Annotated in this window: 19 protein-coding genes; 2 read left to right on the forward strand and 17 right to left on the reverse strand. The window is 69.7% G+C overall.

All coding sequences use genetic code 11. The annotated features are described in order from the left end of the window. Window positions 1-6 precede the first annotated feature (6 nt). The 5 genes from AU194_RS11465 to AU194_RS11485 are packed head-to-tail and all read right to left on the reverse strand — an operon-like array spanning window position 7 to window position 5,641. Window positions 7-1,155 (reverse strand): NAD(P)/FAD-dependent oxidoreductase, encoded by a 1,149-nt coding sequence (locus AU194_RS11465; RefSeq protein ID WP_059089354.1) that lies wholly within the window; start codon window positions 1,153-1,155, stop codon window positions 7-9. A 5-nt stretch (window positions 1,156-1,160) separates the two neighbouring features. Next, entirely contained in the window at window positions 1,161-2,222 is a 1,062-nt protein-coding gene (locus tag AU194_RS11470) for a histidinol-phosphate transaminase (RefSeq protein ID WP_059089355.1), read from the reverse strand. Further along, the gene (locus AU194_RS11475; RefSeq protein WP_059089356.1) at window positions 2,219-3,232 is read right to left on the reverse strand and encodes a 3-oxoacyl-ACP synthase III family protein; all 1,014 of its coding nucleotides are present in this window, start codon (window positions 3,230-3,232) and stop codon (window positions 2,219-2,221) included. The genes AU194_RS11470 and AU194_RS11475 overlap by 4 nt, the downstream gene beginning before the upstream one ends. A gap of 11 nt (window positions 3,233-3,243) precedes the next feature. Continuing rightward, complete coding sequence (locus AU194_RS11480; protein ID WP_059089357.1) at window positions 3,244-3,909, reverse strand: hypothetical protein; 666 nt, start codon at window positions 3,907-3,909, stop codon at window positions 3,244-3,246. Next, the gene (locus AU194_RS11485; protein ID WP_059089358.1) at window positions 3,890-5,641 is read right to left on the reverse strand and encodes a thiamine pyrophosphate-binding protein; all 1,752 of its coding nucleotides are present in this window, start codon (window positions 5,639-5,641) and stop codon (window positions 3,890-3,892) included. Before AU194_RS11485 ends, AU194_RS11480 begins: the two co-directional genes overlap by 20 nt. A gap of 1,167 nt (window positions 5,642-6,808) precedes the next feature. On the opposite strand from AU194_RS11485, the gene AU194_RS11490 reads away from it, so the two are divergent. Continuing rightward, window positions 6,809-8,137 carry a cytochrome P450 gene (locus tag AU194_RS11490; protein WP_059089359.1) on the forward strand — a complete coding sequence of 443 codons (1,329 nt, stop codon included), beginning with the start codon at window positions 6,809-6,811 and terminating at the stop codon, window positions 8,135-8,137. 1 nt (window position 8,138) lies between these two features. Here AU194_RS11490 and xerD read toward each other — a convergent pair whose 3' ends face one another. The 6 genes from xerD to AU194_RS11520 all read right to left on the reverse strand — a co-directional run bounded on the left by xerD (window position 8,139) and on the right by AU194_RS11520 (window position 14,185). Next, window positions 8,139-9,092, reverse strand: a complete 954-nt coding sequence (gene xerD, locus AU194_RS11495; protein WP_059089360.1) for a site-specific tyrosine recombinase XerD — start codon at window positions 9,090-9,092, stop codon at window positions 8,139-8,141. Next, window positions 9,092-9,709 (reverse strand): NUDIX hydrolase, encoded by a 618-nt coding sequence (locus AU194_RS11500; protein ID WP_059089361.1) that lies wholly within the window; start codon window positions 9,707-9,709, stop codon window positions 9,092-9,094. The genes xerD and AU194_RS11500 overlap by 1 nt, the downstream gene beginning before the upstream one ends. Then, window positions 9,702-11,444: a CTP synthase gene (locus tag AU194_RS11505; RefSeq protein WP_059089390.1), complete on the reverse strand. Its 1,743-nt coding sequence runs from the start codon at window positions 11,442-11,444 to the stop codon at window positions 9,702-9,704. The genes AU194_RS11500 and AU194_RS11505 overlap by 8 nt, the downstream gene beginning before the upstream one ends. A 125-nt stretch (window positions 11,445-11,569) precedes the next feature. After that, window positions 11,570-12,511, reverse strand: a complete 942-nt coding sequence (locus AU194_RS11510) for a copper transporter (protein WP_059089362.1) — start codon at window positions 12,509-12,511, stop codon at window positions 11,570-11,572. 9 nt (window positions 12,512-12,520) lie between these two features. Further along, window positions 12,521-13,705: a putative cytokinetic ring protein SteA gene (gene steA, locus AU194_RS11515; RefSeq protein ID WP_059089363.1), complete on the reverse strand. Its 1,185-nt coding sequence runs from the start codon at window positions 13,703-13,705 to the stop codon at window positions 12,521-12,523. A 99-nt stretch (window positions 13,706-13,804) separates the two neighbouring features. Then, window positions 13,805-14,185, reverse strand: a complete 381-nt coding sequence (locus tag AU194_RS11520) for a VOC family protein (RefSeq protein WP_059089364.1) — start codon at window positions 14,183-14,185, stop codon at window positions 13,805-13,807. 71 nt (window positions 14,186-14,256) lie between these two features. On the opposite strand from AU194_RS11520, the gene AU194_RS11525 reads away from it, so the two are divergent. Then, entirely contained in the window at window positions 14,257-14,826 is a 570-nt protein-coding gene (locus AU194_RS11525) for a TetR/AcrR family transcriptional regulator (protein ID WP_059089365.1), read from the forward strand. A gap of 3 nt (window positions 14,827-14,829) precedes the next feature. Here AU194_RS11525 and recN read toward each other — a convergent pair whose 3' ends face one another. Genes recN through AU194_RS11555 form a run of 6 tightly spaced genes read right to left on the reverse strand, consistent with a single transcriptional unit; the run spans window position 14,830 to window position 20,371 of the window. Next, the gene (gene recN, locus AU194_RS11530; protein ID WP_059089366.1) at window positions 14,830-16,593 is read right to left on the reverse strand and encodes a DNA repair protein RecN; all 1,764 of its coding nucleotides are present in this window, start codon (window positions 16,591-16,593) and stop codon (window positions 14,830-14,832) included. Between the two features lie 6 nt (window positions 16,594-16,599). Next, a complete protein-coding gene (locus AU194_RS11535) occupies window positions 16,600-17,523 on the reverse strand; it encodes an NAD kinase (protein ID WP_059089367.1) in 924 nt (307 codons plus the stop codon). Then, window positions 17,520-18,329, reverse strand: a complete 810-nt coding sequence (locus AU194_RS11540; RefSeq protein ID WP_059089368.1) for a TlyA family RNA methyltransferase — start codon at window positions 18,327-18,329, stop codon at window positions 17,520-17,522. The genes AU194_RS11535 and AU194_RS11540 overlap by 4 nt, the downstream gene beginning before the upstream one ends. A 6-nt stretch (window positions 18,330-18,335) precedes the next feature. Next, on the reverse strand, window positions 18,336-18,509 hold the full coding sequence (locus tag AU194_RS11545) for a hypothetical protein (protein WP_197417599.1): 174 nt from the start codon (window positions 18,507-18,509) through the stop codon (window positions 18,336-18,338). A gap of 13 nt (window positions 18,510-18,522) precedes the next feature. Continuing rightward, window positions 18,523-19,539, reverse strand: a complete 1,017-nt coding sequence (locus tag AU194_RS11550; RefSeq protein ID WP_059089370.1) for an HAD-IIA family hydrolase — start codon at window positions 19,537-19,539, stop codon at window positions 18,523-18,525. Window position 19,540: 1 nt separating this feature from the next. Further along, a complete protein-coding gene (locus AU194_RS11555; RefSeq protein ID WP_369804091.1) occupies window positions 19,541-20,371 on the reverse strand; it encodes a tetratricopeptide repeat protein in 831 nt (276 codons plus the stop codon). Window positions 20,372-20,520 lie beyond the last annotated feature (149 nt).

Genomic DNA, 20,520 nt, shown 5'->3' on the forward strand with positions numbered 1-20,520 from the left:
GGCGCCTCAGTTGGTCAGCGAGGGGGTGCGGTCGAGTTCATCCGCGATGTGCCTGGCGACGTGCTGGGACTGTTTGGCGACATAGGAGATCAGGCCGGGCCGAGACATGAAGCCGACGAACCGCAGTCCCGGGGCGGCGGGGGTGACGCCGCAGGAGCGGGGCAGTCCGCGGTCGTCGAGGACGCCGAGGTGGCCGACCATGGCGTCGAGGCCGCGGGTGTATCCGGTCGCGCAGATCACCGCATCCGGTTGCAGCCGCCTGCCGTCGATGAGGTGGACGTGGTCACCGTCGAACCGTTGGACCGTGGGGACGACCTCGAACACCCGCGCCCGGATCGCGCGCACCACCTCGCGGTCGACGATGACCGGTGCCCGCCCGAGCCGCTTCCCCCGCGCGAACACCCCCTCCGCCGGTGTCGGGAGACCGTAGGCGGCGAGGTTGCCGACGTCGATGCGCTGACCGACCCGCGACACCGTGTCGGCGAGCCACAGCGGCGCGTCGAACAGCGGGGTCGCGATGTAGTCGGACGGGAAACCCCCCGGCAGGGCCCGGATCATGATGTGGGGTGCGGTGCGCACGGCCAGCCAGGCGGCGACGGCGCCGCCGGTGGCGACGTCGTGCACGATCTCCATGGCCGACGACCCCGCGCCGACGACCAGCACCCGTTTGCCCACGTACGGCGAGGGGTTGCGGTACTTCGACGAGTGGCTGATCTCCCCGGGGAAATCCGCCATACCCGGCCACTCCGGGATGCGGGGACTGTGTTCGTATCCCGTGGCCACCACCACCTGACGGGCGGTCAGCTCGCCCGACGACGTGCTGAGCGCCCACCCTTCGGCGTGCCGGTCGACCCGGTTCACCGTGGTGCCGAGCATCAGCTGGATGCCGTCCTCGTGGGCGTGCCGGTCGAGGTGCTCGACCACCTCATCGCGAGTCGGGAACATCCCGGTGCCCTTGGGGTAGGGCCGGTTCGGCATGTGGGAGGTGCGCCTGCCGGTGTTGAGTTTGAGCCGGTCATACCGGGCCTTCCACGACGACCCGACGTGGTCGGCGCGGTCGACGAGGACCGGTCGCAATCCCCTGTCGCGCAGGCTCAACGCGGCGGCCACCCCGGACGGCCCGGCCCCGATCACGACGACCTGGTGTTCGCCCATGACGGTCAACCCTTCCCGCGTAGGGCGGTGAGCACGGCACCTGTCGAGGACCGGCCGCCCACGGTGATCCGCACGCCGCCGTCTGCGCAGTGTTTGACCCGGACTCCGTCCGCCCCGTCGAAGATCTCGCGCCACGGCCGGTCCCCGCTGGGCAGGTACACGAAGTTGGCGTGTCCGTCGATGCTCTGCACACCAATCGAGCGCAACCGCATCCGCAAGTTGCGCCGCTCCGAGGTGATCATCCGAATACGTTGGCGCAGTTGGCTTTCCGCGCGATACGACGCGGCGACGGCGACCAGCCCGGTGCTGGCCATCCCGAACGGCAATTGCATCGCCCACAGCTCTGCGGTCAGACCCCACGATCCGATCGCGTACCCGATGCGCAGACCCGCCAGCCCGTAGGCCTTCGAGAACGTCCGCAGCACGAGGACATTGGGGTACCGCTCGATGAGGCCGATCGCGTCGATGCGCCACTGGGGTGCGACGAATTCGACGTAGGCCTCGTCGAGGACGACGATGGTGTCCTCAGACAGCCGGCGCAGGAACGCCTCCAGCGCGGCGAGGGTCTCCACCGTGCCCGTCGGGTTGTGCGGCCGGCAGATCACCACGAGCCGGGCGTCGGCCGCCGCATCGGCCATCGCGTCGAGGTCGTGGTGCCCGTCCAGGAGCAACGGCACCTTGACGACGTCGAGGCGCGTCATCGCCGAGGCGATCGTGTAACCCTCGAAAGTCGGTACCGGCAGCACGATCCGGTCGCCGGGTGTGGTGAACGCGTGCATCACCTGCACCAGCACCCCGGTCGCCCCGGCACCGACGACGACCTGCTCGTCGGGGACGCCGATGTGATTGGCGATCAGGTGGCGCAATGACTCCGGCAGGAATTCCGGGTACCGGTTGGCCGCCTGGATCGACTCGATCATCGCGGTGCGGACGGCGGGCAGCGGCGGGAACGGATTCTCGTTGAGGGACAACGCCATCGGGTCCACCGCGGGGGCCAGCGCCGAGGCGCCCCGCGGCGTCGGTCTCGGTGGTGAGGACGCCGGTCCCGGTTCGGCGACGAGTGTCATGCGACCCGACCACCCCAGCGGACGGCCGCGGCGCCCGCGAAGTCCCCGGCGTGGGCGAACGCCGCCATCAGCACGGTGTCGCCGTGCTTGAGCTGACCGTCGTTGATCGCCCGGTCGAGGTTCATCGGGATGCCGACGGCGAACAGGTTCCCGCATTCGTCGAAGGTGTCGCGGTGCCGTTCCTTGGGCAGTTCGAGCGCGTCACGCCAATTGCGCAGGAACACGCGGTTGGGCTGATTCGTCACGAACAGATCCAGTTCCTTGGGCTTGATGCCGAGCCGGTCGCACACCGCGAAGGACACCTCCGGCACCTGGCGGTTGCCGCGGGCGAGCACCTTGGTGATCTTGGCCTCGGTGAAGCCGATGCAGCCCTCCCCCGGGCCGGGCTGCCACCACTTGCGGAACGGTTCCACGGCGATCGTCATGTCGCCGGCGTACTCACCGTAGGTGCGGCACTCCACGTCGAGCACCGGCGACTCGTCGGACAGCGTCACGAGTCCCACCGCGGCGCCGTCGCCCGGCACGCACGACTGCGCTTTCTGCCGCGTGAGCGGCTGGTCGAAGATCTGGCCGGCGGCATTCTGCGCCAACGCGATCAGCGCGGTGCGCCCCTCACCCGCCTCGATCAGCGTGCGGGCCAGTTTCAGGCCGAGAATGAAGGCGGCGCAGCCGCCGTTGTGCAGGTCGATCACCGTCCGCGGCTTCATCCCGAGTCGGTGGGCCATCCCGCCGCCGCCGCCGTAGAACGGCATGTCGGGCATCTGCGAATGCGTGATCAGGATGTCGGCCTCGGCGATGGCGTCGTGGCCGTGGCGTTCGACGAGGCCCGCGGTGGCGCGTTCCACCATGTCGATGGCGGTCTCGTCCTCGGCGACGTGGTGGCGGTACTTCGGCGCCCGGAACATCAGGTGCTCGCGGAGTTCGTCGGCGCTGGCGAAATCGGCGTAGTACTCGGCGCCGATGGGTTCACCGGGCAGGTAGGTCGAAACGTCGACCAGGCTGACGGTCATCTCGGAAACCCTCAATCCATCCAGGCCGGTTTGATCGGCAGGCCGTTGCGGTGGCGGTACTCCGCGATCGCCTTGAGGTTTCTCAACTCGAGCAGGTGGCCGGCGCCGAACATGTCCCAGAAGTCGCCCACCCAGACCGGCCGCTCCGGCGGTGCGGTCTCCGGGTAGGGGTTGTCGTCATAGAACGGGTGATGGCAGTTCGTCCACAGCACAACCGAACCCGGCTTGTTGAGGACGACCCGTGCGTCGACCACGCGCATCAGATAGATCATCCACAGATGCCTGCCCTGGTCCCACGCGCAGTGGTAGTCGACCGTGCCCGCCTCGCGGTTGGCCACCGTCCTGGTGTAGATCTCGGTCTCGGAGCCCAGTCGGTCCCACGCCAGCCACAGCCCCTCCTCGGCGGTGGGTTCGAAGCCCCGCAGGCTGTAGGTCCATTCCTCGAGGCAGCGGGTGTCGGAGAGGTAGTCGAACAGGGCGTCCGGCGGGCAGTCGACGTAGCTGTTGACGGTGCAGAACTCGCCGAACACCTCATCGTGCGGATAGACCGACCGCATCATGTCCATGATGATGGGGGTCGCCTTCTCGCGCGGCGACGTCTCGATGCGGATGACGCCGTCGATCGGACCGGTGCTACCGGTGTGGGTGACGATATCGTCAAGCGCTGGCAGGGACATCGATCGGTTCCTCCTCGTGGATGGTGGACAGGCTGGGGGTTGTCGGCCGGTTTGCCGTCAAAAACGGTGCGAACGGCGGGATCTCGTCGGCGGAACACTCCACCGACACGACCGATGGTCCGCGGGTGTCGAGTGCCGAGGCGACCGCGCCGGGGAGATCGGCGACGTCGGCGACGTCGACCGACGGCATACCGGGGAACATCGCGCTCAGGCCGGCGCCGAGGCGGCTGGGGCTGAACCTGTTGTAGCTGTAGGTGCCGTCGTAATAGAGCTGTTCCCGCGTCACGCACATGCCGTGAGCGTTGTTGTTGAACAGCACGAAGGTCACGGGCAGCCGGTGCTGGATCGCCGTGTGCAGTTCGAGGCCGTGCATGAAGAACGACCCGTCACCGGCGATCACCACGGTGCGGCGGCCCCTGCCGAAGGCGACCCCGATACCTGCGCCGAAGCTGTAGCCCATACCGCCCATGCCGAGGGCGACGAGGAACCGTCCCCGCCGGCGCACCGGCAGGTAGTGCACCGCCGCGGCACCGGTGTTCCCGGCGTCCACGACGATGTCCACGTCGGTGGGCAGGAGCCGGTCGAGCGCCTTCATCGCATCCCGGTAGCGCACGCCGTCGCCGTCGAAGACCGGCGGCGCCAATTCCTTTCGCGGGACACGGTCGGCGACCCGCAATCCGTGTGGCCGGTTGTGTCCGATCAAACCGCGGGTCAACAGCGGCAGCGACGCGCTGAGATCGTCGCTGTGGATGTGGGTGCACGGAATGTAGGGCGGGGCGGAGCCGATCGAGAGGACCCGGGTTTCGGCGAGCGCGGCATCCAGGCCGGCCCGCGCGGTGACGGGCAGGCGGGATCCGACGAGCAGACACATCGCACTTCCCGAGATCGCTTCGGCGGTGCCGGGATGTCCCATGACACCGGTCACCCCGATCGACGACGAAGAGCCCACACCGGGTGTCCCCGCGGCGTCCTTGGCGTCGGGGGTGACGGCTACGCAGGCCCGCAGCACCGCGCGCAACTGTTCGAGTTCGGCGCGCGCGTCGTCACGGATCACCTGGTCCCCCGCGATGATCGTGACGGGCCCGTCGACCTTGCGCAGCGCCCGCGCGATCGGGAGCGGATCGCCGATATGCCGCGACGTCGGGGCGCGGCCGTTCCGCTCGACGGCATGCCGGTCGTGCTCGAGCACGCCCTGCTGAATGTCCTTGGGCAACAACAGGACTGCCGGGCCGCCGGAGAACGCCGCCCGTACCGCCCGCGGCAGCAGGGTGACGATGTCGGCGGGCTCGGTCACCCGTTCGCAGAACACCGACACCGCCGAGAACAGCGCGTGGGCGTCGAGCGACCCGTTGCACCCGCTGGTGTCCTGGAAACTCCCCCGACCGTCGAGGGACAACGGCGGCTGGCCGACCAGCGCAAGAACCGGGACGCGGCTGGCCAGGGACTCCCCCAGTCCGGGGACGATGTTGAGTGAACCGCCACCGGAGGTCGCCATGACGACCCCGAGCCCGGCACCGCTGCGGCTGTACCCGTCGGCCATCGCGGCCGCCGAGAACTCGTGCTTGGCCAGCACCGCGGTGACGTCATCACGCAGATGGGCGGCGTCGTAGACGTCTTCGATGTTCGCGCCGTCGACACCGAAGAGATACCGCACACCGCCGGCAGCCAGGTAGTCGACGATGTGGTCCACCACGCGTGGCCGGGTTGCCGCGTCGACGGGACAACCACCCATGAAAACCACCCCGATTCATCGCCACTCCGCCGCGAATAGCGCCCCAGGAATGCGAGTCGACCCTCTTGGCTGCGTTACGTTACGCCGAATTCAGGCCATCAGAGCGAAACTTTTTTGCGACCTCGACGAAATGCTTTCTTAATCAATGATGATTGCGTGCAGCCGTTCGATGTCGAGGTGATTTACCAGCCGGTTCCGGCCCTATGGCAAACGGAACCGACCAAGGTCCGACCAAAATTGGTCTTTTGCGGGACGGCGACCGACTTGCCGTGGAGCCGGTCGACGCACCATGGGCGTGTGATGTCAGCAACCGCCCCACAGCACCGGTTCCTGACGGAGAAGTGACCACCGAACTGTTTGAACCCTAGCGGCCGCCGAGCCGTGGTATGGGCACGATCTGCACCACAACCGCGTGTTTCGCCGTCGTCGAGATGTCGAACCGTGCGCCACCGGGCCGGCGCCTTCGGTCGGGAGGACGCCGCCCCGCGCGGTGCGCGCAGCCAACATGACCACCGCGACCGATATCGCTGTTTCGGCTCCGCCGCCGCGTGCCGGGCGTAACGTGGGGTCGACAGCACGCAACGCAGTGGTCCGAGCTCGCAAACAATCAATTCTCCTGCGAATTCCCGTCCGCCGGCGGTTCGAATGAACCGATGAAAGCGAGAAAGGAATTGATCAACCAATGGAGGACTTACCACCTGGTCAATTTCTGAATACCATTCATGCGGAATTCGGTCCCCATACCGAATCGCCACGCGCAAACAATCCGGCGATCTTGATGAGAACTCGGAGCGACGCAACAGTCGGCGGCACCCGACCTCAACTCAACGAACCACGCTGTGCAAGGTATTCGCGTCCGCAAGGAACGCCTGCACGCGCGATGCTGCGACCAGCACCGATGCGTGTCCATGCCGTGCTTTCGCCTTTGAGGACGCGACGGCTCCACTCGCTCTCTCAGAGAACCAGTCGTGACGAATTACCCCGGGTACGAACAGTGAAAACGTCATCCTCGCACCAATTAGGCAAACCTGGGATATTCTCACCGGCCGTCCTCCGCGGCGATGGATCCGTCCGACGACACGGCCTCCTGGAAATACGGTCGACGCGGCGGAGCGTCGGTGGCGAAAGCGGTCACCGAAAAGTGGTGCAGTGTCCGTGAGAGCGACAATGTCCGAGTTGCCCACGGCGCTGCTGTCGGCCGCCGCCGCAGCCGTGGACCCGGTGAAGTTCTTCACCGGTAAGGCCACCTCGCAGGGCCCGTTCGCACTGCACTTCCCCGGGTTGGGACGGGTGGTCTTCCATGGCACCAGCGCGGCCGCCCGGGACATCCTGACCGCACCGTCGCACGGCTGCCGTGCGCCGCTGCCCAACCCCATCGAACCCGTCGTGGGTCCGGCGTCGCTGATCCTGCTCTCCGGGGAACACCACCGCCGAGAGCGCGCACTGCTCACGCCCGCTTTACACGGCGAGCAGGTCAAGAGCTACACCGACGTGATCGCCGAAGCCGCGGCCGCACAGATCGACCTCCTGCGTCCCGGCGGCACCGTCGACGCCTACGACCTCGGTGTCGACATCACCCTGGATGTGGCCGTCCGCGTGGTCTTCGGCGTCGCCGACCCCGCCCGCAGGCAGCGCTACACCGAGGCGGTCAAGGCCCTGCTCGCCGCGAACACCGCACCGCTGATGCTGTTGCCCGCCCTACGCCGCGACCTCGCCGGTGTCGGACCGTGGGCGAAGCTGTTGCGCTTGCGCGACGATCTCGACCGGCTGCTGTCGGAGGACATGGCAACGCGCCGGGCACCCGGGTGTTCCGGGGGCGACATGCTGGACCTGTTGCTGTCCGCCACCGACGAGACCGGACGGGGTCGCACCGACGCCGAGACCCTCGACCAGCTGCGGACCCTGCTCGCCGCCGGTCACGAGACCACCGCCTCGTCGGTGGCGTGGGCGCTCTTCCACATCCACCGAGACGACGCGGTGCGCGGGCGCGTCCTCACCGAACTCTCCGGCGCGGCCACCCCACTCGACCTCGTCGCCTTGCCGTACCTGGGTGCGGTGGTCAAGGAGACGCTGCGGATGCACCCGCCGGTGCCCATCGTGCTGCGGCGACTGACCGAACCACTCACCGTCGCCGGGGTCACCCACCCCGCGGGCCGGGTCGTGGGCGTCGCGCTCCACGCGCTGCACTTCAACCCGGAGATCTGGTCGGCGCCGGACAGGTTCGATCCGGACCGCTTCCTGGCCCGTCGCCCCACACCGTTCGAGTACGCACCGTTCGGCGGCGGGTACCGGCGCTGTATCGGCGCGGCATTCGCGACGGCCGAACTCGCCGTCGCCCTCGGCACCATCCTGGCGCGCCTCGACCTGAGAATGCCCGAACGTGACCGCCTCGCGCCGTCGCCGCGCAGCGTCGCCCGCGGTATCGCAGTGGCGCCGGCGAAGCGGATCACCCTCGAGGTCGACGGGCTGCGTGCGAACGGGATCAGCAGACGCTGAGTCAGCGCGCCCGCGGATGGGCCCCGGCCCAGACCTCGCGCAGCGCATGCACCGTGACCATCGTGTAGATCTGCGTCGTCGTCACCGAGGCGTGGCCGAGCAGTTCCTGGACGACGCGGACGTCGGCGCCGCCGTCGAGCAGGTGGGTGGCGAAGGAGTGGCGCAGGGTGTGGGGCGACACCGCCGAGGTGATCCCGGCCCGTTCAGCGGCGTCCTGCAGCACCTGCCACGCGCTCTGGCGGGACAGGCGCCCGCCGCGCGCGTTGAGGAAGATCGCCGGGGTGCCGCGACCCCGGCGCGCGAGGTCCGGACGACCGCGGACCAGGTAGGCGTCGAGTGCGCTCACCGCGGGCCTGCCGATCGGCACCAGCCGCTGTTTACCGCCCTTGCCGCGCAGCAGCACCGACCGCGCGTGGGTGTCGACGTCGTCGATGTCGAGCCCGACGGCCTCGGAGATCCGGGCGCCCGTCGAATAGAGCAGTTCGAGCAGGGCGCGGTTGCGCAGCGTCAGCGGGCCGTCGGCCTCACTGTCCCCGCCTGCGCCGTCGAGCAGCGCGAGCACCTCGTCGATCGACAGACTCTTGGGCAGGCGGCGGCCGGGTGTGGGCGGTTTGACCGCGCGGGCGACGTCGAGTTCGGTCAGCCCCTCGGCGGCGGCGAAGCGGTGCAGACCACGCACCGCGATCAGCGCCCTGGCCGCCGACACCGCCGAGAGCGCATTCGCGCCGGTGTCCGGATCGCCCCGGCGCAGTGACACCAGGAACTCACTGACGTCGGTCTCGGTGACCTGCGCGAGGTCCTCGACGCCGCGCACGGTGAGGTGCTCGGCGTAGCGGCGCAGGTCCCGCCGGTAGGAACTCAGGGTGTTCGCGGCGACGCCGCGTTCGATGGTCAGGTGGTCGAGATACCCCTGCAGCTGATCGTCGAGCGTGCGTCGAACAGCTGAGGTGGTCATCAGTGACCTTTCCGCCCGGCGAAAGCCGAGGGCCGGTCGGTCCACTCCGCGTCGAGCGGACGCAGGGTGTCCGCGTCCCGGAACGCATGTGCCGCCAGGATCCCCGCCACCGCAATCGAGTTGACGATCTCTCCGGACAGCACCATACGGACCGCCTCCGACAGCGGAACGCGTTTGACGATCAGGTCGGCCTCCTCGTCGTGGGCCTCCGGCCGGTCGATCTCGGTGATCCCCGTCGCGAGGTAGACGCGCACGCTCTCGTCGGCGAAGCCCGGGGAGGACACGATGTCGACCAGCACCCGCCACTCCTGCGCGGCCAGCCCCGCCTCCTCCTGCAGTTCGCGCGCCGCCGTCAGGTGGGGGGCCTCACCGCCCATGTCGAGCAGTCCGGCGGGCAACTCCCACAACCGCCGGCCCACCGGATGCCGGTACTGGTAGACCAGCGTGATGTTGCCGTCGTCGTCGAGTGCGGCGATCGCCACCGCGCCGAAGTGCTCGACGACCTCGCGGCGGGCGGTGGTGCCGCCCGGCATCCGCACCTCGTCGGCACGCAGCGCGAGGATCGCCCCCTCGTAGACGATCTCGCTGTCGACGGTCTCGAAGTCGTGCTCAGCCACGGGATGCGGGCTCTTGCAGCAACTGCTCGACCCCGTTGGAACGCTGCTCGGGGATCTCCACGGGCAACCGCTCAGCGGCCTTGTAGTCCAGTGCGGCGCCGATGAACGCCGCGAACAACGGGTGCGGCCGGGTGGGCCGGCTCTTGAGCTCCGGATGCGCCTGCGTGCCCACGAGGAACGGATGCTGTTCGGCGTCGTACTCGACGAACTCGACCAGGTGACCGTCCGGCGATGTGCCCGAGAAGCGCAGGCCGCTCTCGGCGATCCGCTTGCGGTAGGCGTTGTTGACCTCGTAGCGGTGCCGGTGCCGCTCGGACACCTCGGTCGCACCGTAGGCCTGCGCGACGATCGAATCCTCTTCCAGCACAGCGGGATACGCGCCGAGCCGCATGGTGCCGCCGAGGTCGGCCGCACCGGCGACCGCGTCGCGCTGATCGGCCATCGTGGAGATCACCGGATCCGGGGTGGCCGGATCGAACTCCGCCGAGTTGGCGCCGGTGATCCCGACCGAGCGGGCCGCCTCGATCACGATGCACTGCAGTCCCAGGCACAGCCCGAGCACCGGCAGACCCCGCTTGCGGGCGTAGGCGATCGCGCCGATCTTGCCCTCGATCCCACGGATGCCGAACCCACCGGGGATCAGCACACCGTCGACGTCGGAGAGCGCCGCGGCCGCACCGTTGTCGAGTTCGCAGTCGTCGGAGGCGACCCAGACCATCTCGACCTTGGCGTGGTGGAAGAACCCGCCCGCGCGCAGCGCCTCGGTCACTGACAGGTAGGCGTCGGAGAGGTCGATGTACTTGCCCACCAACGCGATTCGCACCGTCTCGTGCGGTTCGTGCACCCGCTTGAGCAGATCGTTCCACTGCGTCCAGTCCACGTCGCGGAACGCCAGGTTCAGCCGCCGCACGACGTAGGCGTCGAGTTCCTCGCGATGCAGCACCTTGGGGATGTCGTAGATCGACGGGGCGTCGGGAGTGGAGATGACGCCGTCGACGTCCACGTCGCACATCAGCGCGATCTTGTTCTTCAGCGCCTCGGGCACATCGCGATCGCAGCGCAGGATCAGCGCGTCGGGCTGGATACCGATGCTGCGCAGCGCGGCGACCGAGTGCTGGGTCGGCTTGGTCTTGAGCTCGCCCGACGGTGCCATGTACGGCACCAGCGAGCAGTGGAGGAAAAAGCAGTTCTCCCGGCCGACCTCGTGGCGCACCTGGCGGGCGGCCTCCAGGAATGGCAGCGATTCGATGTCGCCGACGGTGCCGCCGACCTCGGTGATCACCACATCGGGCCGGTTGCCGTGCTCGTCGGGAGCGGCCATCGCCAGGATGCGACTCTTGATCTCGTCGGTGATGTGCGGGATCACCTGCACGGTGTCACCGAGGTACTCGCCACGGCGTTCCTTGGCGATCACCGACGAGTAGATCTGGCCCGTGGTCACGTTGGCCGACCCCGACAGGTTGCGGTCGAGGAACCGTTCGTAGTGGCCGACGTCGAGGTCGGTCTCGGCCCCGTCCTCGGTGACGAACACCTCGCCGTGCTGGAACGGGTTCATGGTGCCGGGGTCGACGTTGAGATAGGGATCGAGCTTCTGCATCGTCACCTGCAAACCGCGGGCAGTGAGCAACTGTCCGAGACTCGACCCCGTAAGACCCTTGCCCAGGGAGGAGACGACGCCGCCCGTGACGAAGAGGTGCTTTGTGGCCGTTTGCGGATGCTTGCGTAGCGCTGGCAAGAACAACCTCCGTGACGACGGGCAGGGCTTACTTTTCTAGGCTTGGTCCTAGCTTTGGGGCCTGCCGACCCACGGAACCCCACCTTAACACCGACTCCGACAGGTCGTCGGTGGCGCGCCGGAGGTCACTGCGTGACGGTGACCGCACCCGCCCCCTGACCGATGCCGTACTGCCCCGGCCTGGCACCGCCGATGAGGTCGGCGAGCGCGAGCACCGCGGTGATGCGACCCGATTCGGTGTCCACGTCGTCGACGGTGCTCACGGCGCCCGTCAGCGCCGCATCCGAGCGGGTGACCGCCACGGCGCCGGTGCCCGTCGCGGAGCCGTCCCGCCCCACCAGGACGGTCCCGGCGCCGTGTTTGGCGAGGCCGGCCGCGAAGCGCGCGACGGTGGCGCCGCGGTTGCCCGCGTCGTCACCCAGGCCGCCGCCGGTGACGATCAGCGCGGTGTTCGCCGCACGCACCGGTTCGGCGCCGTAGGTCAGGAACCCGGTGTCGCGCAGCGCGGTGAGCACGGTGTCGCGTTCGGCGTCCCCGACCGCGGGAGCGGCGGGGTCCTTGCCCAGCAGCAGCGCGATGCCGAGCAGGTCGCCGGCCTGCGAGCCCTGGTCCACCGCGGTGGTGCTGAGCTGCTGGCCCGCGGGCACGATCGGCGAGTTCACCACCGACAGCAGTTTCTCCGCGGAGTTGGCGTCGACGAATTCCTGGGTCAGCGTCACGGTGCCGCTGACCGTTCCGCCCGCCTGCCCGATCGAGCGGGTCAGCGCGTCGACGTCGGCGTCGGCGGCGTCCGGGGTGCGGAACAGCACCACCGACTTGCCGCCGAGCGTGTCGCGCAGCACCCGGGGCGCGATCTGCGCGTCGAATTCCCCTGCGGCGGTGAGCCTTTGGTTGAGCGCGTTCTTCTCGTCGGTGAGCCCGTTGATCTGGTTCTGCAGATCCTTCTTGTCGTCCTGCAGCCCGGAGAGCACCGTGTTGGACAGCAGGCCCGAACCCAGCGCGACACCGATCGCCAGCGCCAGGAACACCGCCGCCAGCGAGATCGCGTGCGTACGCAGCGATATCACCGTGCCCCCCTAACTGACCAGGCCCTGCGCCCAGAGCACGAGCTGATTCCAGTACTGCTGGACCCATTCGATCACCGCGGCGTCGGCGCGGGACACCCACAGCGCGGCGATCACCGCGACAAGCATCGCCAGGATCAGCAGCGCGATCGCACCACCGGACACCCGGCTGCGGTACAGCGTCGCAACGGCTTTCGCGTCGACGAGCTTCTCCCCCACCTTGAGGCGGGTCAGGAACGTCGAGGGGTTGCTGCGCTGCCGGTTACGGTCGAAGAACTCCTCGATGCTGGCGGTGTGGCCGACCGTGACGATCAGCGACGCGCCGTGGTGATCGCACAGCAGCAGCGCGAGGTCGGCGGCCGAACCCGCGGCCGGGAACGTCATCGCCCCCACCCCGAGGTCCTGGATGCGCTCCAGGCCCGCGGCGTGGCCGTCGGCGTCGGCGGGCAACACCACCTGGGCGCCGCTGCGCAGCACCTCGGCGCTCATCCGGTCGGGGTCGCCGACGATGAGCGCCGGCCGGTAGCCGGCCTTGCGCAGGATGTCGGCGCCGGTGCCCACCCCGACCAGCACGGGCTGGTACTCCTTGATGAACGGTTTGAGCGCCTTGAGATCCTCGGCGGCGTTGGGCTCCTCGGCGACGATCACCACGTGGCGGCGGTTGAGGTCGACCTCGATGTCGGGGATGCCGATACCGTCGATGAGCAGCGGGCTCTCGCTGCGGATGAACTCGATGGTGTTGCCCGCGAACGCCTCGAGGTGCGCGACCAGCCCGCTCTTGGCCTCGTGCATCAACTCGTGGATCTCGTGGTCGCTGCGCTCGGTGCCCGCGATCAGACGCCGGTCACCGGAGTAGACGCCGCCGTTGTGCAGCCGCACCCGGTGGCCGTCCTTGACCTTCTTGAAGACCTCGGGACCGGTCTCGTCGATCAGCACGATCCCGTTGGCCACCAACACCTCAGGACCCAGGTTCGGGTAGCGCCCCGAGATGGACGGCGAGGCGTTGACCACACCCGCCACCCTGGCCTCGACCAGCGCGTCGGCGGTGATGCGGTCGAGGTCGAGGGCGTCGATGACGACGATGTCACCGGGCCCGATACGGCGCAGAAGTCGGTCGATGTCGCGATCCACGCGGGCGGTGCCGGTGATTCCCGGACGTGCACTGGCATTACGGGTGAGCAGCGCTGACATCTTCATGTCGGCGATTCTGTAGTCGAACCCTCAAGTAGAGGTGGAGGCGCGCCGTAACACCTGCCTCAGAAGTTACCTTCTGTCACACGCGTCCCAGGTCAGCGGTCAGCCGTAGGCCTCGAAGAGTTCCACCTTGTTGCCCGCGGGATCGAGCACGAGCGCCTGTCTGCCGCCCCGGCCCGTGATGATGTCGCCATGGAAGCGCACACCGCCGCGACGCATGTCGTCCACCACGGCGGCGAGGTCGTCGACCTGGATCTGGAAGCGGTTCCACCCGCCGGGTTCCGGACTGTCGCCGGGCACCGGCGAACGGCCCGCGCCACCGCCGCCGTCCGGGGAGTTGAGCAGTAGGCACAGGTCTTGCCGGCCGATCATCGCGAAGCCGGGACCGGGTCTCATCCGAACGTCGAACCCCAGATGCCGGGTGTAGAACTCGACCGCCACGTCGACGTCGTCCACGATGTAACGGATGCGTGTCTCAGTCATCTTCGCACCTCCTGAGGGTTACGATACGCTCATGTCTCGCTATAGAACAGGTCTGTGTCACAGGAAAACGCGTGGTTGACCGTCCGCCCGACCCGCGCGTCGAGCACTCGCGCCGGGTGATCTGCCGCGCCGCACTCGAGGAGTTCGCCGCGTCGGGATATGCCGGGTTCCGCATGGACGCGGTGGCGACCCGCGCAGGCGTGGGACGAAGTACCGTCTACCGGCACTGGCCGGACAAGGCGGCGCTACTCGCCGATGCTCTTCGCACCCTCAACACCCAACCCGACCCGGCGTCGGCCATTCCGGCCGGCACGTTCCGGCAGCGGATCGAACTGCTGTTGACCCACCTGGCCGGGGCCCTGTCCGACTCCGCGGTGTCGGCGGCCATCCCGGCGCTGATCCACGCCGCCGATGTAGACACCGGCATGCGCGCGCATTTGCACGCGTACTCGGCACAGCGCCGCCGGCGGTTGACCGACACCATCGCCGACGCGGTGCGGGCGGGTGAGGTGCGATCAGTGGATCCCGAGTCGGCATCGCTGGCACTGTCCGGCGCCGTCTTCTACCGATGTCTGCTCACCGCCGACGCACCCGACGCCCTCTTCATCTCGACCCTCGTCGACACCGTCCTCGCGCGCTGAGGCTCACCGCGCTTCGGCGGCCTCGGCCCGCGCCGCGTCGAGCAGTTCCCGGGCGTGGGCGCGGCCGCTGTCGGTGTCCCCGAGGCCGGCGAGCATCCGGGCCAGTTCGGCGACCCGGTCGTCGTCCTCGATGCGCCGGACCACGCTGGCCTTGCCCCGCCCGCTGCTGTCGACCACGAGGTGCGCGTCGGCGTACGCCGCGACCTGCGGCAGGTGGGTGACGACGATGACCTGGTGGGTCCGCGCGAGGCGCGCCAACCGCCTGCCGATCTGCACCGCGGCCCGGCCGCCGACACCCGCGTCCACCTCGTCGAAGACCATCGTGGTGCCCTCCGCCGACGCGGCGAGCACCACCTCGATCGCGAGCATCACCCGCGACAGTTCGCCGCCGGACGCCGACTTCGACAACGGCAGCACGTCGGTGCCGCGGTGGGCCGCGAACCCGAAGTCGACGGCGTCGACCCCGTCGTGGCCGGCGTGGGCGACGGTGCCGTCGGCGAGCGTGAGCGGGGCTGTGTCGTCGGCGCGCACGGCCAGCGGTGCGACGCTGACCGTGAACTCCGCCCCGCCCATCGCCAGCCCCGACAGTTCGGCCGTCACCGCCTTGGCCAGCCCCTTGGCGGCCTTGGCGCGGGTCTTGGTCAGTTCGGCCGCGGCGGCCACCACCGCGTCCTGCAGTTCGCCGACGCGCCGTTCCAGGCTCGCCAGCGCCTCCTCCGACACATCGAGCTGGTCGAGGCGGTCCCGCGACTCCTGCGCCCACGCGAGTACCCCGTCGATGTCGGCGGCGTATTTGCGCGTCAGGGTGCGCAGCTCGGCCTGGCGCGCGAGTTTGGTCTCGAGCGTGCTCGCGTCCGACGGCAGCGCGCCCAGGTAGTCGCCCAGCTCGCCGGCGACGTCGCCCACGACCGCGAGCGCTTCGGCGAGCTGGGTCGCCAGCGACCGCAGGGTGGCGTCGTCGGTGCCCTCCAGGGCCGCCTTGGCCTGCGCGACGAGGTTGGCCGCCGATGCCGCATCCCCGGTCGGATCGTCGTCGGCGCCACTGAGCGCGGCGCGGGCCAGTACCGCGGCGTCGCGCAGCGCGTCGAGTTCCGAGAGCCGCCGGATGTCGTCGACGAGCGTGTCGTCCTCGCCGGGCGCCGGGTCGACGGTCTCTATCTCGGCGATCCCGAACTTCAACCGGTCGGCCTCCTGCGCGAGTTCGCGCTCCCGCGCGCGGCGGTCGGTCAGATCGCGCCGGGCGGTGAGCCACTCCTCGCGGGCGGCGCGGTAGCGGCGCAGCGGTTTGTCGACCGCGGCGAACCGGTCGAGAGCGGCACGCTGTTCGTCGGGGCGCATGAGCCGCAACTGGTCGTTCTGACCGTGCAGGGTGAGCAGTTCGGTGGTGAAGTTGCCCAGCGACTTGGCGGGCACGCTGCGGCCCCCGAGGAAGGCGCGGGACGGTCCGTCCTTGCTGACCGACCGCGCGGCGATGATGCTGCCGTCGTCGTCGCGTTCGGCGCCCGAGGATTCGAGCAGGTCGTCGACGCGCTGTGCGACGCCGTCGCCGAGGTCGGTCGTCAGGAACCGGCCCTCCACGACGGCGCGTTCGGAACCGGACCGGACGCGGTTGGCGTCGGCGCGCGCGCCGCCGAGCAGGTGCAGCCCGGTGACGACCATGGTCTTACCGGCGCCGGTCTCGCCGGTGAGCACGGTGAGGCCACGGTCGAACTCTGCGGTGGCGGCGCTGATCGCGCCGAGGGACTCGATGCGGATTTCCGACAGCACGATGCGTTACTGCCCCCGCCATCCGGTGACGGGGAGCCGGAACTTGCGCACCAGGCGGTCGGTGAACGGGGCGCTGTCGAGCCGCACCCACTTCAGCGGCGTCCCGCACCGCGTCACCTCGAGCCGGGCGCCGGCCGGCACGACCATCTCGCGTCGGCCGTCGCAGAACACCAGCGCGTCGTGGCCGCGGGCCTCGATCTCGACGGCGATTGCCGCGTCGGGGCTGGTGACCATCGGCCGCGCGAACAACGCGTGGGCGTTGTTGGGCACCACGAGGATCGCCTCGAGGTCCGGCCACAGCACGGGCCCGCCCGCGGAGAACGCGTAGGCCGTCGAACCGGTCGGCGTCGACACCAGCACACCGTCACAGCCGAACGCCGAGACCGGCCTGCCGTCGACCTCCACGACCACGCCGAGCACCCCGAGCCGCGGCCCTTTCTCCAGGCTCGCCTCGTTGAGCGCCCACCCCCGGGTGAGGATGCGGCCCTCCGCCCGCACCACGACGTCGAGGGTCATCCGGTTCTCCACCCGGTAGTCCCGCCGCACGACGTGGTCGAGCACGGTGTCGATGGCCTCGGCCTCGGCCTCGGCCAGGAAGCCGATGCGGCCGAGGTTGATGCCCAGGACCGGGATCTCGACATTGCGGGCGAGTTCGGCGGCCCGCAGGAAGGTGCCGTCACCGCCGAGGACGAGCACCAGTTCGCAGCCCTCGGCCGCGCGTTCGTCGGCGTCGACGACGTCGATGTCCACGCCGATCGCGCGCATATCGTCGGGCGACAGGTGCACCGGACCGCGGTCGACGGCTTCGGCGGCCAACACCCGTAATCCGATGTTGTTGTCGCTGAGCACCTTCTGTACCCGACGCGCCACTTCGGTGGCGTCGTCGCGGCCGGTGTGGACCACCAACAGGATCGTGCGTTCGGACGTCATTGCGGCCCTTCCGTCACGGCGCGGCGCACCGCGTTCTCGAGATCGTCGCCGCGCAACCCGCTGTCTGTGCGGGACCGCAGCCACAAGAAGTATTCGACGTTGCCCGACGGGCCCGGCAACGGACTCGCGGTCGCGCCGACGGTCTGCCAGCCGAGCGCGTCGGCCTTGGCCGACACGGCCAGTACGGATTCCATCCGAAGCTCGGGATCCGAGACGACACCACCGGCGCCCACCCGATCCTTCCCGACCTCGAACTGCGGCTTCACCATGGGAACGATATCGGCGTCGGGCGACGCGCAGGCGGTCAGCGCGGGCAGCACGGTCGCCAGCGAGATGAACGACAGGTCGGCGACCACGATGTCGACGGGGCCGCCGATCATCTCCGGGGTGAGTTCCCGCACGTTGGTGCGTTCGACGACGACCACGCGCGCATCCGAACGCAGCGACCACGCCAGCTGTCCGTAGCCGACGTCGACGGCCACAACCTCCCGGGCGCCCCGGTCGAGGAGGACCTCGGTGAACCCACCCGTCGACGCCCCGGCGTCCAGACCCCGCCTGCCGGTCACGACGACACCGAAGGCGTCGAGGGCGCCGATGATCTTGTGGGCACCGCGGGAGACCCACGTGCGTTCGTCGCCGGTGTCGACGGTGATGTTGGCGGTCACCGCGACGGCGGTAGCGGGTTTGGCCGCGGGCATCCCGTCGACGGTGACCCGGCCGGCCGCGATGAGTTCGGCGGCCTGTTGCCGCGATCGGGCCATCCCCCGCCGCACCAACTCGGCGTCGACCCGGGCGCGCCGTGTCACGTGCGCTCAGCCCTTCTCGACCGCCGCCAGCGCCTGCACGAGCAGATCGTGCGCCTCCTCCAAGCGCGCGGCGACCGTGTCGATGTCGCCGTCGGCGAGGTCCCCGGCATGATCGGGCGCGGGCAGGTCGGCGAGCAGGGCCGCGACCTCGGTGCGAAGCTGATCGGGATCGGTACTCATGTCGACAGCCACGCTAGTCGATGGCTGTGGACAGCAGCGACCACCGCTGCAGCGCGGCGGCCGCGGTGTCGTCACCGGCGCGCACGGCGAAGTCGGTGCCGGGCAGGTCGGACTGCCAGACCGCCGACGCCGTCGCGCGCAACACCGAGAGTGCGTCGCCGCGGTGCCCGTCGACGGTGTGCACGGTCACCCCGTCGGCGTCCACCTCGCATCGCCACCCGGGGTGCGGTCCGATGCGCAGGACGTCGGCCGGCGCGTCGAGGGACCGCAGATCCTCGGCGATGTAGTCGGGCCGCTCCTCGGGTATCGCGCGCAGAGCTTCGTCGGCGGTGCTGACGCCGCTGAGCACCATCAGGCTCGGCAGGTCCGCCGCGGACGCCCCGGCGATGTCGGTGTCGAGCCGGTCGCCCACCACCAGCGGCGTGCGGAAGTCGCCGCGGCTCAACGCGTCTCGCATCAGCGTGGGCTGCGGTTTGCCCGCCACCCTGGGTGTGCGGGCGGTCGCCGTGCGCAACGCGGCCACCATGGAGCCGTTGCCGGGCAGCAGGCCGCGTTCGGACGGCAGCGTGAGGTCGACGTTGGCGGCGACCCACAGTGCGCCTGCGCGGATCGCCAGTGCGGCCTCGGCGAGATCGGCCCATGCGGTCTGTGGCGAATGCCCCTGGACGACGGCGACGGGGTCCTCGTCGAACCGCCGGACCGGTTCGAGCCCGACCAGGGCCACCTCGGCGGCCAGCGCGTCCGTGCCGACGACCAGTACCCGCGATCCAGCGGGTAGCTCCTCGGCCAGCAGGTGGGCCGCACTCTGGGCGCTGGTCACCACATCGTCGGCCGCCGCGGCGAAGCCGAGTTCGACGAGGTGGCCCGCGACGTCGGCGGGGCTGCGCGAGGCGTTGTTGGTCACGTAGAGCACGCGCACGCTCAGCGCGGCGAGGGTGTCGACCGCTCCGGTGGTCGGTTCGTGTCCGCGGAAGACGGTCCCGTCGAGGTCGAGAAGCAGACAGTCGTGCTGCTGCACAAGGGTTGTCACGTCAGCTGAGTTCCGTGATCCGGTCCTCGGCGTCGGTGACGCCCTCGATGTCGGCGGCCGCCGCGTGGAGGAACCACTGCAGCGCGTCCGCGGTGCGCCCGAGGGTCAGCAGCGTGTCGGCGTAGGCGTAGAACAGACGCGCAGCCGTTGGGCCGCGCCGGGCCGGATCGAGCTGCGGCGTGGCCAGCACGGCGAGGGCCTGTTCGTGTTGTCCGAGGTCCGCCCGCGCACCGGCGACGACCATCTTCATCTCGTCGGCGTCGTCTCCGGTGAGCTGATCGGCCTCGGGGCCGCGGGCCAGTTCGATGGCGCGTTCGGGACGTCCGACCCCCCGTTCGCAGTCCGCGATGAGCGGGAGCAACGGTGACTTGCTGCCCATTCGGCGGGCGGCTCGAAGTTCGGCGAGAGCCTGGGCCCAGTCACCGCAGTGGTAGGCCGCGATGCCGACCGCCTCCCGCACCGCGGCGATGCGCCCGGACCGGGCCCTCGCGGCGCGGGCATGCGCCAGCGCGAGTTCGGGGTCCTCGTCGAGGAATTCGCCGGCCGCCACGAGGTGGCGGGCGACGGCGTCGGCGGTGCTGCGGTCCAAAGTGGTCAATTCACCGCGGATTTCGGGCGCCAGCTGTTTCGCCTCGATCTCGGGCGGAATGGGCGGACCCTCGAAACGCGGGCTGTCCGTGGAGCGTGGTTGCGACGAGCGGGCGCGGTTGGGACCGGAACTGCGCGGCGCCGCCCGCTGATCGCGGGGACGACGCGGCCCACTCGAGTTCGACGTTCGCCGCGGCCGACGTTCGTCGCGTCCGCCGGCCTGCCTGTCCTCGCTCACGTACACCTCTCGCTGTCGCCCCGCCGACGCGAGTTTACGTGCCGGCGTGAACGGTCGACAATTCGCCATTATTCAAATGGAAATGCCGCGGCCCTCCGGTTGGTGTCGGAGGGCCGCGGTTAAAGGGTGTTCGGCGGTGTCCTACTTTTCCACCC

The organism is Mycobacterium sp. GA-2829 (genome assembly GCF_001499965.1).
In the GTDB taxonomy this organism is placed as follows: Bacteria; Actinomycetota; Actinomycetes; order Mycobacteriales; family Mycobacteriaceae; genus Mycobacterium.